This is a genomic window from Massilia luteola (assembly GCF_034420155.1).
Lineage (GTDB): Bacteria > Pseudomonadota > Gammaproteobacteria > Burkholderiales > Burkholderiaceae_D > Telluria > Telluria luteola.
This window is the reverse complement of record NZ_JAXOFN010000018.1, coordinates 74391-90745: the sequence shown is the minus strand read 5'-3', so window position 1 is coordinate 90745 and position 16355 is coordinate 74391. Positions and strand designations below refer to the sequence as shown.

The window sequence follows — 16355 nt, the reverse complement described above, 5'->3', positions numbered from 1 at the left end:
GAATAACGATAATGACAAAAACCGAGCGGAGACAAACGTGAACCAACGCCGCATCCTGCTGGCCCTCTTCCTGATCTACTTCGTGTTCGCCATCCTGCTCAACAGCGTGGGTACGGTGATCCTGCAGGTCATCCACAACTACGGCGTCGACAAGGGCGCGGCCAGCGTGCTGGAAGGGTTCAAGGACCTGCCGATCGCGATCGTGTCCTTCCTCGTCGCGTCCACCCTGCCGCGCTTCGGCTACAAGAAGGCGATGCTGCTGGCGCTGGCGATCGTCGCCGCCGCCACGCTGGCGATGCCGCTCGTGCCGGCGTTCGCCACGGCCAAGCTGCTGTTCCTGTGCGTGGGCGTCGCGTTCGCGCTGGCGAAGGTGTCGGTGTACTCGACCATCGGCCTCGTCGCGCGCGACCGCAAGCACCATGCGGGTATCACGAACCTGCTGGAAGGCTTCTTCATGGTCGGCGTGCTGTCGGCGTACTGGATCTTCGGCTTCTTCATCGATTCCGACCACCCCGCGTCGACGAGCTGGCTGAACGTCTACTGGATCCTGTGCGCGCTGTGCGTGGCGACGTTCCTGCTCGTGCTGTCGACGTCCTTCGACGAGCACGGCGCGGCGCCGCCGCACAGCCGCGGGCCGGCCGCGGACTTCGTCGAGATGCTGCGCCTGTTCGCCCGTCCGCTCGTGTGCGTGTTCGTGCTGACGGCGTTTTTATATGTGCTCGTCGAGCAGGCCGTCGGCACGTGGCTGCCGACCTTCAACAACGAGATCCTCAAGCTGCCCGCCGCGATGAGCGTGCAGGTCACGAGCATCTACGCCGGCTGCCTCGCGGTGGGGCGGCTGTCGGCGGGCGTCATCATGCGCCGCCTGAACTGGTATCCGGTGCTGACCGCCTGCATGCTGGCGATGGGCGCGACGGTGCTGCTCTCGCTGCCCCTCACGCACGGCATTGCCCTCGATCCGCACGTGACGTGGGCGACGGCGCCGGTGGCCGCGTTCCTGTTCCCGTTCATCGGGCTGTTCATGGCGCCGATCTACCCGGGCATCAATTCCGTGATGCTCAGTTCTCTCCCGCGGCACCAGCATGCGCCGATGACGGGCCTGCTCGTGATCTTCTCGGCGCTGGGCGGCACCACCGGTTCGCTTATCACCGGGTATGTGTTCGGGCATTTCAACGGCCATTTCGCGTTCTACCTGACGCTCGTGCCGATCGTGCTGATGGTGGGGAGCCTGTATGCGTTCAAGCGGCAGGTGGAGAAAGTGGTGACGGAGGTCGCTGTTACGGCGTAGGGTGGGCGGCCTCCGCCCACGATGCGTGTGCGGCCCGCGAACGTTCGGCGGGCACGGGGTGCCCACCCTACTGGCAGCCCGGATCGGCCTGCGCCGGCTCCGCGCTCTGCGCCAGCAGCAGCGCGCGAAAATCGCTGGCACGCATCGGCTTGCCGATCAGGTACCCCTGCAGCACGTCGCACCCCGTCGAGCGGATCGCGTCCCGCTGCAGCTCCGTCTCGATGCCTTCGCAGATCACGTCCAGCTTGAGCGACTTGGCGAAGGCGATCACGCCGTTGACGATGTCGAGGCAGCGCCGGTCCTGGCCGATCTCGCGCACGAACGAACGGTCGATCTTGATCGCGGTGATCGGCAACTGGCGCAGGTACGACAGGTTCGAGTAGCCGGTGCCGAAGTCGTCGAGGGCGATGCGAAAGCCCACGCTTTGCAGTGAACGCAGCACCAGTGCCGCCTTCTCGATGTCCTGCATCAGCATGCTCTCCGTGACTTCCAGCTTGATGCACTCGGCGTCCAGGCCGTAGCGCGCGACGAGGTTCTTCAGCAGCGGCGGCAGGTTCTCGTCGGTCAGCTGGCGCGGCGAGACGTTCACCGCCATCCGCAGCCGGTAGCCCAGCAACTCCCACTCGCGCGCCTGGCGGCAGGCTTCCTCGCACACCCAGGCGCCGACGGCGGTGATCGCGGGCGAGCCTTCCAGCATGGGCAGGAACAGGTCGGGGGCCAGCAGCCCGAGACGCGGATGTTCCCAGCGCAGCAGCGCCTCCGCGCCGACGACGGCGTCGTTGGCGGCGCTGACCTGCGGCTGGTAGAACAGCACGAACTGGCGCCGTTCGAGGGCCGAGAACACGTCCTGGCGCAGCTCCAGGCGCTGCTTGAGCAGGTGGCGCGCCTGCGGCGAGAACACGGCGAACGTGTGGCGGCCATTGTCCTTCGCCTCGTACATGGCGGCGTCGGCATTGTTGAGCAGTTCGTCGGCCGTGTATTCGCTGCCGCTGCCGATCGCGATGCCGATGCTGCCGCCGATCGCCACGTGCTGGCCGTCGACGGGAATCGGGATGGCGAGCTGCTGGAGGACGGCGGTGGCCACCGCTTTCGCGGCTTCGGTATGCATGTCGTCGAGCACGAACACGAATTCGTCGCCGCTGATGCGTGCCACGGTGACGCCGCTGCGGGCCAGCGCGCCGAGGCGGCGCCCGATCTCCTGCAGCGCGGTGTCGCCGGCGCGGTGGCCGTGGGCGTCGTTGACTTCCTTGAAGTGGTCGAGGTCGACGAACAGCACGCCCACCTTGCGGTCTGCCTCGACCGAGCGCGCCAGGGCGTCTTCGAGTATGCGCAGGCAGCTGAAGCGGTTGTGCAATCCCGTCAGGCTGTCGTGCGTGGCCAGGTGCACGAGCCTCTTCTCGGCTTCCTTGCGTTCGGTGACGTCGGCAAAGAACACCGTCAGTCCTTCGCGCGACGGGTAGGCACGCACTTCGATCCACAAGCCCAGCGGGTCGTAATAGCTCTCGCAGCTGGCGACTTCCTGCTCGTCCATCGCGCGCATATAGGTCTGGTGGAACGGGCCGCCGACCGCTTCCGGGAATTCGTCCCACATGCACTTGCCGACCAGGTCTTCCGGGCGGCGCGAGATCGCGGCCGCGCCGCGCGTGTTGATGTAGGTGAAGCGCCAGTCGTGGTCGACCGAGAAGCAGCCGTCGGCAATGCTCTCCAGTACGGTGCTCAGGCGTTCGCGCGCCTGCACGGCCGCGCGCTGGGCCTCCACCACTTCCGTCACGTCCTGCAGGAAGGCGACGAAGTGGGTGGGCGCGGCGCCGTCTTCGCGCACGGGAAACAGGTGCATGCGGCTCCAGAACAGGCTGCCGTCCTTGCGGTAGTTGCGCACCAGGGCCGTGCAGATCTCGGCGTGTTCCACGCAGTGGCGGATGCGTCCGATCTCGGCCTGGCCGCGGTCGTGGCGCTGCAGGAAGCGGCCGTTGCGGCCGATGACTTCGTGCGACGGGTAGCCCGTCAGTTGTTCGAAGGCGGGGTTGACGTAGGCGATCGGAATGTCGGGCAGGCTTGCGTCGGCGATGATGATGCCCGTGTTGCTGGCTTCGATCAGGCGCTTGAAGAACGGCCCCGGCAACTGCTCGATTTTTGCGAGGAGGGAGCGAACTTCTTCGGAAGAACAAGTCTGCATGGTCGTCTACCTTGGCGCTGGACGTGACCAGTGTAACGCCGCGTGCCGTCCGCATGCAGCACGAAAGACAGTCGTGCCCGCCTTTGTTGCCGGCCGGCTGGAACCGGCGTCAGCCGATGCCCAGCGCGGCCATTTTTGCGCGCAGCGCGAGCCGGTCCGCATCGATCTGCGCGCCGTTCGTGCGGCTCGACAACGCGGCCTTGTCCTTGCGGCCGAGGAAGTAGGCGATGCGCTCGGCGTTGGTGCCGGACGGGTGCGGAATCCCGTGCAGGATGCGGTCGGGACGAAGCACGCCGCGCCGCGCGAGCCAGTCGAGCGCGAGGCCGACCTTGGGCCCCAGCGGCACATAGACGGCGTCGGGCAGGAGACTCGCCTCGGGCGCGAAATGGTCGAGCAGCTGGGCTTGCAGCAACGGCGTCGTCAGCATGTTCGGCGCCGCGCCGTTGTAGTTCTTCCTGTCGACGAAGACCGGGTGGCGCAGCACGGCCGTCACGTGCATCAGGTGCGCGTCGTCGCCGAACAGCGAGGCGCAGCCGGCAATCCCGAGCCAGCGCTGCAGGCCCACGTGGTCGAGCAGGGCGACGAGGTTGGGGCGGATCGCGCCGCTGAACGCCCCGGTGTACTTGGCCGCGCGCAGCACCGCGTCCTGGCTTGCGCCGAGCGCCAGCTGGCGCCGCGCCTCGCGCACGGCGTTCTTCCATTGCACGAATCCGGGCGAGATACCGACGAGCACGACCCGCGCCGTGCGGTTCACATAGTCGAACGGGATGTAGTGGGCTTCGATGCCGCCGGCGCGCGCCAGCAGGAAGCCGTCGGGGATCTGCGCGGGCGTGGCGACGGCGTCCGGGTCGGTGTCCTGGATGAGGTCGCGGAACGATGGAAACGTGGCGGTGGTGGTCGAAGGCATGGCTTTTTGGTATGCAATATGCATTTGTAATCGATGTCACAAAGCGCTGCGGGGTTTATCCATATTAAAAATGATATCGAAGTTGCGGAAAAATTGATTGGATCGTTCTCAGTCGAACGCCTAAGATTACCTCCGAGCATGCCAGTTCAGAAAGTGTGCACCGCTTTCAGAAACATAACAATATCTAAAGGAGACGTATGGAACCCATCGCATCGGGCCGATTCACGCCCGCATCCCGCACCTTCGCATTGCGCGGCACCGTTGCCGCGCTCATGGGCATCGGCCTGTTGACGAGCGTTTCCGTGCGCGCCCAGGACGCCGGCGCCGCCCAGGATGCCAACCAGGCCAGCGGCGCCAATGTCGTGGTCGTCAGTGGTCAGCGCCAGGCGGCGCAGAGTGCCCAGACGATCAAGAAAAACGCCGAGCAGGTGCTCGATTCCATCGTCGCCGACGACATCGGTAAATTCCCGGACAAGAACGTGGCCGAGTTGCTCGGCCGTATCACCGGCGTACAGATCCTGCACAACAACGGCGAAGCCAGCAGCATCGTGATCCGCGGCCTCGGCGGCGTGACCACGCTGATCAACGGCCGCGAGATGTTCACCGCGGCCAGCCGTTCGCTGGTGATGTCGGACGTGCCGGTGTCGATGCTGCAGCGCGTGGATGTGTATAAATCGCAGGGCGCCGACATGGTCGAAGGCGGCACGTCGGGCGTCATCGACGTGCGCACGTTCCGTCCGTTCGACTTCAAGGGCGAGCAGGTTGCCGTCAACGCGCGCGCCGAGCACCGCGACAAGGCGGGCAAGACCGATCCGCAGATCGGCGGCCTGTGGTCGAACCGCTGGAAGACCAGCATCGGCGACGTCGGCCTGCTGGGCGGCCTGTCGTACCAGCGCGGCCGCTACTTCGACGAGGCCGCATGGGCCGGCCAGCCGGCCACGTACCAGGCCAATGGCCAGACCGTGCAGGGCGCGGATGGCAACGGCCGCGTGATGACGACGGGCGACCGCAAGCGCCTGGCGGCGAACTTCTCGGCCCAGTGGCGCCCGAACCGCGAGATGCAGTTCTATGCCGAAGGTTTCGGCACCAAGATCGACCACGATTCGCAGAGCATCTTCTTCGTCGGCGGCTTGCCGGTGTATAACAACCCGAACTCGACGATCACGACGGTCACCGAGAACGGCAAGAACTATCTCTCCAGCGTCAGCAATCCGAGCGACACGTCGCTGGTGCTGAGCTCGACCCAGGCGCGCCGCGACTGGTCGAAGGGCAGCCAGCTGGCCGTCGGCGGCATCTGGGACGCCACGCCGACGATCCGCCTGTCGTCCGAGCTGGTGCGCACGGTATCGACGTATCGCCAGGAAAACCCGATCCTCGACTCGATCTACACGGCGCCCCACGCGGTCGTCGGCGGCACCCGCGACGGCGGCGGCTACGTCGATTACCCGGGCACCGACCTGACCGATCCGTCCAAGTGGACCATGATCGCGCTGTACGACAACCACAATCATTCGAACGGCTCGGCCAACGACTGGCGCGGCGACGTGACGTGGACCCCGGACAACGACGGTCTGCTGAAGGAACTGAGCGGCGGCGTGCGCTGGGCCCAGCGCGACGCATCGTTTGCGCACGAACTGAACAACTACCGTCCGGCGACGATCACCGGCCAGAGCCCGGCCAGCGTCCCCGGCCTGTCGTGCATCAGCCCGCAACTGTACGGCAACTACGGCGTGAACCAGTACTACGCCTCGTGCTATGAATACCTGCTGAACAACACGTCCGCCGTGCGCCAGGCGATCCTGGGTACGCCGAACGGCCTGCCGGACGATCCGCTGTCGTACTATACGGACCGCGAGACGACGGAAGCCATCTACGGCAAGGCCAAGATCGGCTTCGATGCCTGGAGCGTGCCGGTCGAAGGTACCGTCGGCGTGCGCGTCGTGAACACCAAGCAGAGTGTCAACGGCAACTCGCGCGCCGGTGCCGGGGTGGTCACGCCTGTGTCGGTCTCGTCCAGCAATACCGACGTGCTGCCGAGCCTGAACCTGCGCGCCAACTTCCGCGACGACCTGGTCGGCCGCATCGTCGCCGGCAAGGCGATCGAGCGCGCCGCGTTCGGCGACTACAACCCGGGCGTCGTGCTCGGTTCCGTCACCACGACCAATGGCAATCCGCCGGGCGGCACGGGCGGCAACCCGAGCCTGAAGCCGCAGGAAGCCCGCAACCTGGACGTGGCGCTGGAGTGGTATTTCTCGAAGGACGGGTCGCTGACCGGTACGGCATTCCAGCACGACTTCAAGAACTACATCCGCCACAAGACGACGACGGAAACGATCAACGGCCAGGCCTACCTGATGGACCGTCCGTACAACACGGACACGGCCAAGCTGTACGGCTTCGAAGGCGCTTACCAGCAGTTCTTCTCCTTCCTGCCGGGCTGGATGAGCGGCCTGGGCGTGCAGGCGAACTTCACCTTCATGAACGGCGGCATGACCGAGCCGGACGGCAGCCGCAACACGTTCCCGGGCATGTCCAAGAAGGCCTACAACCTGGTCGGCCTGTACGAGCGCGGCCCGTGGTCGGCCCGCCTGGCCTACAGCTGGCGCGATTCGTTCGTGGACACGTACAACTACCGCGGCCTGGGCATGAACCTGATCGTCGAACCGATCAAGACCCTGGATGCCTCGATCTCGTACAAGATCACGGACAGCCTGACGGCGACCCTGGACGGCAGCAACCTGCTGGACCAGGCCTACCACGACTACCACGGCACCCCGTTGCTGCCGCGCGACGTGCGCCGTTATGACCGCGTCGTCGGCTTCGCGCTGCGTTGGAAACATTGATCCAGGTTCCTGATCGCTAGACAATAATAAGGGTGCTGCCCGGGGAAACTCCGCGTAGCACCCTGTTCGTTTGGAAGGAAGTCCGCATGCATACCCAGAAACTCTCCACTCTCGAAAAAGTGGGCTTCGGCGCCGGCGACATGGCGCTCAACGTGGTGATCTCGTCGATGATGCTGATCATCACCTTCTTCTACACGGACGTCTACGGACTCAAGACGACCGACCTCGCGCTGCTGTTCGTGCTGGTCAAGTTCGTGGGCGCGTGTTCCGACCTCGTCGTCGGCCAGATGACGGATACGTTCCTGAGCCGCTGGGGCCGCTATCGTCCCTACCTGCTGTTCCTCGCCGTGCCCTACGGCCTGTCCGTGTTCGCCGTCTTCAGCACGCCGGACTGGGGCTACGACGCCAAGCTCGTGTGGGCCTATTCCACGTACATCCTGATGACGCTGATGACGTCGGGCGTGGGCGTGCCGTACATTTCGCTGATCAGCGGCCTGACGAGCGATCCGCAGGAGCGCCTGTCCGCCAACGGCTACCGCCTGTTCCTGGCCAAGGTCGGCGCGTTCATGGTGACGATCGTCGTGCCGATCCTCGCGCAGCGCTGGGGCAACGGCAGCCAGGCCGCCGGCTACCAGGCGGCGATGGCCCTGATGGCCGTGCTGGGCGTCGTGCTGTTCCTGTTCACGTTCTTCACGACGACGGAGCGCGTCGTCTACAAGACCCGCCGCCAGCCGCTGCTGGAACAGATCCAGGTGCTGGCGCAGAACGACCAGTGGCTGATCCTGTGCGCCGTCTGCGTGACGGGCACCATCGGCTACGTGATCCGCGGTTCCGTCGCGATCTATTACGCCAAGTACTACCTGCACGGCGACACGGCGACGGTGTCGGCGTTCCTGTCGACGGGCGTCGCGGCCGCCATCATCGCGATGGTCGTGTCGACGTGGGTCACCAAGTTTTATTGCAAGGTGAAATTGTTCCGCTACACGCAGCTGATGGTGGCGGTGCTGTCCGTGATGATTTATTTCCTGGTCAAGCCGGGCGACACGGCGCTGGCATTCTTCCTGTATTTCCTGCTGTCGCTCGTCGTCGACCTGCACGCGCCCGTGTTCTGGTCCGCGATCGCCGAGACCATCGACTACGGCCAGGTCAAGACCGGCAAGCGCGTGTCCGGCTTTGCGTTCGGCGGCATCTCGGTCGCGCAAAAGGCCGGCATGGGCATCGCGGGCGGCCTCGTGGGCCTGCTGCTGAATTATTTCCACTACCAGCCGAACCAGGAGCAGGGCGCGCTGGCGCTGCATGGCATCGCGCTGATGCTGTCCGTGATTCCGGGCTTCTTCCACTTCCTGATGGGGGCGCTGATGTTCAAGTACCGCATCAGCGATGAGTATTATTCGACCGTCAAGGAAGATTTGCGGGTGAACGGGGCGGCCGGTTGAATCGCCGATAAATTATCCGGCGTCGTCCCCGCGCAGGCGGGGATCCAATTTCTGTTTGCGATAACGCCGACGGTCATGCTGTCGGATCCTTTTTCTTGGGCCCCCGCCTGCGCGGGGGCGACGTATCAAATGTAACTCTCGAGACGACGATGGACACCGTACTGAAACCCCTGATCGAACAACGCGCCGACCCGTACATCTACAGGCACACGGACGGCTATTACTATTTCACCGCCTCGGTCCCGCAATACGACCGCATCGAACTGCGCCGCGCGAAAACGATCGCCGAACTGGCCACCGCGCCCACCGTTGATGCGTGGATCAAGCCGGACACGGGCCCGTACAGCGAACTGGTCTGGGCGCCGGAACTGCATTTCAACATGGGCGCGTGGTACGTCTATTTCGCCGCCGCGCCGAGCCGCGAGATCAAGGACAAGCTGTTCCAGCACCGCATGTACGCGATCCGCAATACGAACGCCAATCCGCTCGAAGGCACGTGGGAATTCATGGGCCAGGTCGACACCGGCATCGACACGTTCTGCCTGGACGCGACCACCTTCAACCACAACGGCGCGCTGTACTACCTGTGGGCGCAGAAGGACCAGGCGATCGAAGGCAATTCGAACCTGTACATCGCGAAGATGAAGACGCCGTGGCAGATCGAGGGCCGGCCGGTGCTGCTGTCGAAGCCCGAGTACGACTGGGAAATCCGCGGCTTCTGGGTCAACGAGGGACCATCCGTCCTGCGCCGCAACGGCAAGATCTTCATCTCGTATTCCGCCAGCGCCACCGACGAGAATTACGCGATGGGCCTGCTGTGGGCGGACGAGAATGCGGACCTGCTCGATCCGGCGGCGTGGACAAAGTCGCGCGAGCCCGTGTTCCGTACATGCTACGATCACGGCATCTACGGACCCGGCCACAACAGCTTTACGTATGCTGAAGATGGCGATACCGTCATGCTCGTCTACCACGCGCGCACCTATACCGAAATCGTCGGCGATCCGTTGTGGAATCCGGACCGCCATACTTTCGTCAAACCGCTGCGCTGGGACGAGAACGGCATGCCGGTATTCGGGCGGCCTTCCACCCTCTGAGGACATAACAACGTGCAAAACGGAATCACCCAGGCGCCGTTCGGGACCTTGCCCGACGGCAGGCAAGTCACCCAGTACACGCTCAAGAACAATAACGGCATGATCGTGAAGATCCTGGATTTCGGCGGGATCATCACCGAGATCCACGTCCCGGACCGCGACGGCGTCTTCGCCGACGTGGCGCTGGGCTTCGGGACGCTCGCACCCTATATCAAGGACAGCCCGTATTTCGGCGCCCTGATCGGCCGCTACGGCAACCGCATCGGCAAGGGCCGCTTCACGCTCGACGGCAAGGAATACCAGCTGACGGTCAATAACGGCAACAACCACCTGCACGGCGGCGATCCCGGCTACGACAAGGTGCTGTGGACGGCCGTCGCCGAAGGCGCCAGCCTCGTCCTGCGCTACGACAGCCCGGACGGCGAGCAGGGCTACCCGGGCAACCTGGTGGCCACCGTCACGTACCATCTGACGGACGACAACGAGATCGTCGTGCGCTTCCACGCCGTCACCGACCGGCCGACGCCCGTCAACCTCACGCAGCACAGCTATTTCAACCTGGCGGGCGCGGGGCAGGGCGACATCCTCGGCCACGAGATCACGATAGCCGCCGACAAATTCGTGCCCATCGACGCGGAGTCGATCCCGTTCGGCGAACTGGCCCCGGTGACCGGCACGCCGTTCGATTTCCGCAAGCCGCGCGCGATCGGCGAGCGCATCGGTCAACCGGACAAGCAGCTGCGCCACGGCACCGGCTACGACCATTGCTGGGTGCTGAACAAGAAGCCGGGCGAGCGCGGCCTCAAGCGCGCCGTCCACGTGAGCGAACCGACGACGGGCCGCGTGCTCGAATTGTTCACGCAGGAGCCGGGCGTGCAGTTCTACAGCGGTAATTTCCTGGACGGTTCGCTGGAGGGCAAGGGCCATCCGTGGATCTTCCGCAGCGGCTTCTGCATCGAGCCCGAGCACTATCCGGATTCGCCCAACCAGCCGTCGTACCCGAACACGATCCTGCGTCCGGGCGAGGTGTACGAAACGGAATCGCGCTTCCGCTTTTCGGTCGCGCAATAAGCGAAAGAGGCTTGTCATGATGGATCTGGTGGTGGATGGCCGGCATGTGCTGGGCGAGGGCATCATCTGGGACGACCGCGGCGCACGTTTGCTGTGGACCGACATCGAACGCTGCGAACTGTGGTCGCACGCGCCCGCGACGGGCGTGCTGCAGCGCTGGCCGCTGCCGGAGCGCCTGTGTTCGATGGCCCTGACGGAAGTCGACGGCTGCCTGCTGCTGGGCCTCGCGTCCGGCCTCGCGTTCTTCGACCTCGCCAGCGGTGAGCTCGACCGCATCTGCGACGTCGAGGCGGACCTGCCCACGACCCGCCTGAACGACGGCCGCACCGACCGCCAGGGCCGCTTCGTGTTCGGCATGTTCAACCAGGCCGAGAACCCCAAGGACGCCATCGGCAGCTTTTACCGCCTGAACCACGACCTCACGCTGGAGCGCTTGCCGTTGGGCAACGTCGCCATCGCCAACAGCATCTGCTTCAGCCCGGACGGCCGTACCATGTATTACGCGGACTCGGGCACGCGCGAGATCCGCTGCTGCGATTACGATCCCGTCACGGGCGCCATCTCCGGCCTGCGCCAGTTCGCCCCCGCCGACGCCGCCCCCGGCGATCCGGACGGCTCGACGATCGATGCCGACGGCTATCTGTGGGGCACGCGCTGGGGCGCCGGCCAGGTCGTGCGTTTCGCGCCGGACGGCACCGTCGACCGGGTACTCACCCTGCCCGCGCCGCAGCCGACGTGCCCGGCATTCGGCGGCGCCGGGCTGGACGTTCTATATGTCACTTCGGCAACAGTCGGCCTGCACGCCGGCCAGTTGGCGGAGGCCCCGAAGTCCGGCGGCGTGTTCGCGCAAACCCTGCCGGTACGCGGTTTGACCGAGGTGAGGTTCGCTGGGCGGCGATGATAGCGATAACAGCGATGCCGATATAGATATCGCTTGCTGTTAAAAATTGATTGGAAAGTTATCTGATCGGCCTTTAGACTTCTTTCATCGCTGAGCTGGACGACGACTTGGGTCGCTCGGCACTACAAAAACGACGGAGGAAGAACAATGTCCGAGACAAAAAAGAAACCCACCCTGCGTTCTGCAGCGTGGTTTGGTACCCAGGACAAGAACGGCTTCATGTACCGGAGCTGGATGAAGAACCAGGGTATCCCCGATCACGAATTCCAGGGCAAGCCGATCATCGGCATCTGCAACACCTGGTCCGAACTCACGCCTTGCAACGCCCACTTCCGCAAGCTCGCCGAGCACGTCAAGCGCGGCATCCTGGAGGCGGGCGGCTTCCCGGTCGAATTCCCGGTCTTCTCGAACGGCGAATCGAACCTGCGTCCGACCGCCATGCTGACCCGTAACCTGGCCAGCATGGACGTCGAAGAATCCATCCGCGGCAATCCGATGGACGGCGTCGTCCTGCTGGTCGGCTGCGACAAGACCACGCCAGCCCTGCTGATGGGCGCGGCCAGCGTCGACCTGCCGACCATCGTCGTCACCGGCGGCCCGATGTTGAACGGCAAGCTGAACGGCCAGGACATCGGCTCCGGCACCGCCGTCTGGAAATTGCACGAGCAAGCCAAGGGCGGCCAGATCTCGATGCACGACTTCCTCGCGGCCGAAGCGGGCCACGCGCGCTCGGCCGGCACCTGCAACACGATGGGCACCGCGTCGACGATGGCCTGCATGGCCGAGTCGCTGGGCACGTCGCTGCCGCACAATGCCGCGATCCCGGCCGTCGACGCGCGCCGCTACGTGCTGGCGCATATGTCCGGCATGCGCATCGTCGAGATGGTCAATGAAGACCTGAAGCTGTCGAAGATCCTCAAGCGCGAGAACTTCGAAAACGCGATCCGCGTGAACGCCGCGATCGGCGGTTCGACCAACGCCGTGATCCACCTGAAGGCGATCGCCGGCCGCGTCGGCGTGCCGCTGGAACTGGAAGACTGGACCGCGGTCGGCAAGGGCACCCCGACCATCGTCGACCTGCAGCCGTCCGGCCGCTTCCTGATGGAAGAGTTTTATTACGCCGGCGGCCTGCCGGGCGTGATCCGCCGCCTGGGCGAAAACAACCTGCTGCCGCACAAGGACGCGCTGACCGTCAACGGCAAGACGCTGTGGGAAAACAACCAGGACGCGCCGATCTACAACGATGAAGTGATCCGCAAGATCGACAACCCGCTGATCGCCGACGGCGGCATCTGCATCCTGCGCGGCAACCTGTCGCCGCGCGGCGCCGTGCTGAAGCCGTCGGCCGCGTCGCCCCACCTGATGCAGCACCGCGGCAAGGCGGTCGTGTTCGAGGACTTCGACCACTACAAGCAGCGCATCAACGATCCGGACCTGGACGTCGACGAGAACTCGATCCTCGTGATGAAGAACTGCGGTCCGAAGGGCTACCCGGGCATGGCCGAAGTGGGCAATATGGGCCTGCCGCCGAAGCTGCTGGCGAAGGGCATCACCGACATGGTGCGCATCTCGGACGCGCGCATGAGCGGCACCGCCTACGGCACCGTCGTGCTGCACGTGGCGCCGGAAGCGATGGCCGGCGGCCCGCTGGGCATCGTCAAGGACGGCGACTTCATCGAGCTCGATTGCAAGGGCGGCCGCCTGCACCTGGACGTGTCGGACGACGAGATCCAGGCCCGCCTGGCGGACCGCGCCGAGACCCAGCAGGAGCCGGCGCGCACCGGTTACGCGGGCCTGTACCTGGACCACGTGCTGCAGGCGGACGAAGGCTGCGATTTCGACTTCCTCGTCGGCTGCCGCGGTTCCGCCGTGCCCAAGCATTCCCATTAATGTTGGTATTCGCGTGGGCACAGGGCGCCCACCCGACGTAGGGTGGGCGCCCTGTGCCCACGCGTTCGACCATATGAACACCCGCGCATCGCGCCTCGGAGACATCTGACCATGCTGCTCATCCAATACAAATCCACCACCGGCGACCGCCGCGTCGGCGTCCTGAACGGCGACGTCGTCACCGCGATCGCCGGCTACGCCTCGACGCTGGACCTGGCGCAAGCCGCCATCGCCCAGGGCAAGGGCCTCGCCGCGCTGGCCGAGGCCTGCGCCACCGGCACCAACGAATCCTACGAAGCGATCGCCACCGAAGGCCGCCTGCTGGCCCCGATCGACCACCCGGACGCGGCCCACTGCTACGTCACCGGCACGGGCCTCACGCACCTGGGCAGCGCCGACACGCGCGACGCCATGCACAAGAAGATCGGCGGCGACGTCGAGACCCTGTCCGACTCGATGAAGATGTTCCGCATGGGCGTCGAAGGCGGCAAGCCGGAAGCGGGCAAGGCCGGCGTCCAGCCGGAATGGTTTTATAAAGGCGACGGCTCGATCGTGCGCGCCGGCGGCCAGGACATGGAGATGCCGGACTTTTCGCTGGACGGCGGCGAGGAACCGGAGATCGCCGGCCTGTACGTGATCGGCAACGACGGCCAGCCGTACCGCATCGGTTTCGCACTGGGCAACGAATTCTCGGACCACGTGACGGAACGCCAGAACTACCTGTACCTCGCGCACTCCAAGCTGCGCAACTGCGGCGTCGGCCCGGCGCTGCTCGTCGGCGAACTGCCGGCGCACGTGCAGGGCGTCTCGCGCATCCGCGCCGCCGACGGTTCCGTGCGCTGGGAAAAGGCCTTCGTGTCGGGCGAACAGAACATGTCGCACACGATCGGCAACCTGGAATACCATCATTTCAAGTATGGCCTGTTCAATCGCCCCGGCGACGTGCACATCCACTTCTTCGGCACCGCCACGCTGAGCTTCGCGGACAGCGTGAACGTGCAGGCCGGCGAAACGTTCGAAATCGAATCGCCGCAATTCGGCCCGGCCCTGCGCAACAAGCTGGTCGTCCATCCGACTCAATTTGCAAAAGTGAAGACCTTATGACCGACGTGACCACTGCACAAATCACGGGCGAAGCCCTCATCGGCGGCGTCGCCCGGCGCGGCGCCGGCGGCTCGTTCAAGGCGTGGAATCCATCCGCGCGCGAGCACCTGGAACCTGCTTTCCACATGGTCGACATCGGCCAGATCGACGAGGCCTGCAGCCTGGCCGGCAAGGCATTCGACGTCTTCCGCAATACCACGGACGAAGAGCGCGCGACGTTCCTCGATACCGTCGCCGACCAGATCATGGCCCTCGGCGATGCGCTGGTCGAGCGCGCAATGGCTGAAACCGGCCTGCCGCGCGGCCGCATCGAAGGCGAGCGCGCCCGCACCTGCAACCAGCTGAAACTGTTCGGCAGCCTGCTGCGCGAAGGTTCGTGGCAGGATCCGCGCATCGACCCGGCGCTGCCGCAGCGCACGCCGCCGCGTCCCGACCTGCGCAGCCGCCTGATCGGCGTCGGCCCCGTCGCCGTGTTCGCCGCATCGAACTTCCCGCTCGCGTTCTCCGTCGCCGGCGGCGACACGGCATCCGCCTTCGCGGCCGGCTGCCCCGTCGTCCTGAAGGCCCACTCGGCCCACCCCGGCACGTCGGAACTGGTGGCGCGCGCCGTCGTGAAAGCCGTCGCGCTGTGCGGCCTGCCGGCCGGCACGTTCGCGCTCTTGACCGGCACCGGCAACGGGATCGGCCAGGCGCTCGTCGCGCATCCGGCCATCCAGGCCGTCGGCTTCACCGGTTCGCGTTCCGGCGGCACCGCGCTGATGGCCGTCGCCGCGGGCCGCCAGCAGCCGATCCCGGTCTATGCCGAGATGAGCAGCATCAATCCGGTGTTCCTGCTGCCCGTCGCGCTGGAACAGCACGCCGAGCGCATCGGCCGCGAATTCGCCGGCTCGCTCACGCTGGGCGTCGGCCAGTTCTGCACCAACCCCGGCCTCGTGCTGGCGATCGACGGTCCGGGCCTGTCCACGTTCTGCGCCGCCGCCACGGCAGCGCTGAACGACACGCAGCCGGCGACGATGCTGTCGGCCGGTATCGCGTCGAGCTTCCGCCGCGGCGTCGCCGCGCTGGGCAGCAACGAAGCGGTGAGCACGCTGCTGCGCCTGGAGCACGAAGACAACCAGGGCCACGCCGCGCTGTTCCGCGTCGAAGCCGACGCGTTCCTGGCCCGCAAGGAGCTGCACGAAGAAGTGTTCGGCCCGGCCTCGCTGCTGGTCGTATGCAAGGACGTCGAGCAGATGCGCGCCATCGTGGAGCACCTGGAAGGCCAGCTGACCGCCGCGATCCACCTTGAAGAAGGCGATATCGAGGCGGCGCAAGTGCTGCTGCCGACGCTGGAGCGCAAGGTCGGCCGCATCCTGGCCAACGGCTTCGGCACCGGCGTGGAAGTGGCGCACGCGATGGTGCACGGCGGTCCGTTCCCGGCCACGGCCGACGGCCGCAGCACCTCGGTGGGCACGGGCGCGATCTTCCGCTTCCTGCGCCCCGTGGCGTACCAGAACCTGCCGCAGGCGCTGCTGCCGGCGGTGCTGCGCGACGAGAACCCGCGCGGCATCTGGCGCCGCCGCGACGGCGCGCTGGGCAAGGACTGACACGCCAACAGGCCAACACGCCAAGCAGGATACAGCGGTAGGGTGGGCTCCCCGAG

The 16355-nt window shown here is 65.7% G+C and carries 11 protein-coding genes; 9 read left to right on the top strand and 2 right to left on the bottom strand.

All coding sequences use genetic code 11. The features are described 5' to 3' along the window. The first annotated feature begins 37 nt into the window (after positions 1-37). The gene (locus tag U9J41_RS18455; RefSeq protein ID WP_322403628.1) at positions 38-1288 is read left to right on the top strand and encodes an MFS transporter; all 1251 of its coding nucleotides are present in this window, start codon (positions 38-40) and stop codon (positions 1286-1288) included. 67 nt (positions 1289-1355) lie between these two features. Here the strand turns inward: U9J41_RS18455 and U9J41_RS18450 are convergent, their stop codons facing one another. Beyond that, a complete protein-coding gene (locus U9J41_RS18450; RefSeq protein WP_322403627.1) occupies positions 1356-3464 on the bottom strand; it encodes a putative bifunctional diguanylate cyclase/phosphodiesterase in 2109 nt (702 codons plus the stop codon). Positions 3465-3573: 109 nt separating this feature from the next. Beyond that, positions 3574-4371, bottom strand: a complete 798-nt coding sequence (locus U9J41_RS18445) for a hypothetical protein (protein ID WP_322403626.1) — start codon at positions 4369-4371, stop codon at positions 3574-3576. Positions 4372-4568: 197 nt separating this feature from the next. On the opposite strand from U9J41_RS18445, the gene U9J41_RS18440 reads away from it, so the two are divergent. The 8 genes from U9J41_RS18440 (at position 4569) to U9J41_RS18405 (ending at position 16299) form a co-directional block, all read left to right on the top strand. Continuing rightward, positions 4569-7214 (top strand): TonB-dependent receptor, encoded by a 2646-nt coding sequence (locus tag U9J41_RS18440; RefSeq protein WP_322403625.1) that lies wholly within the window; start codon positions 4569-4571, stop codon positions 7212-7214. Between the two features lie 86 nt (positions 7215-7300). Beyond that, a complete protein-coding gene (locus U9J41_RS18435) occupies positions 7301-8650 on the top strand; it encodes an MFS transporter (protein ID WP_322403624.1) in 1350 nt (449 codons plus the stop codon). A gap of 149 nt (positions 8651-8799) precedes the next feature. After that, positions 8800-9747: a glycoside hydrolase family 43 protein gene (locus U9J41_RS18430; protein WP_322403623.1), complete on the top strand. Its 948-nt coding sequence runs from the start codon at positions 8800-8802 to the stop codon at positions 9745-9747. Between the two features lie 12 nt (positions 9748-9759). Beyond that, the gene (locus U9J41_RS18425; RefSeq protein ID WP_322403622.1) at positions 9760-10818 is read left to right on the top strand and encodes an aldose epimerase family protein; all 1059 of its coding nucleotides are present in this window, start codon (positions 9760-9762) and stop codon (positions 10816-10818) included. A gap of 16 nt (positions 10819-10834) precedes the next feature. Beyond that, positions 10835-11719: an SMP-30/gluconolactonase/LRE family protein gene (locus tag U9J41_RS18420; RefSeq protein ID WP_322403621.1), complete on the top strand. Its 885-nt coding sequence runs from the start codon at positions 10835-10837 to the stop codon at positions 11717-11719. A 147-nt stretch (positions 11720-11866) separates the two neighbouring features. Continuing rightward, a complete protein-coding gene (locus tag U9J41_RS18415) occupies positions 11867-13609 on the top strand; it encodes an IlvD/Edd family dehydratase (RefSeq protein WP_322403620.1) in 1743 nt (580 codons plus the stop codon). A 111-nt stretch (positions 13610-13720) separates the two neighbouring features. Further along, positions 13721-14713, top strand: a complete 993-nt coding sequence (gene araD1 / locus U9J41_RS18410; RefSeq protein ID WP_322403619.1) for an AraD1 family protein — start codon at positions 13721-13723, stop codon at positions 14711-14713. Further along, entirely contained in the window at positions 14710-16299 is a 1590-nt protein-coding gene (locus U9J41_RS18405; protein WP_322403618.1) for an aldehyde dehydrogenase (NADP(+)), read from the top strand. Before araD1 ends, U9J41_RS18405 begins: the two co-directional genes overlap by 4 nt. The last annotated feature ends 56 nt before the right edge of the window (positions 16300-16355 follow it).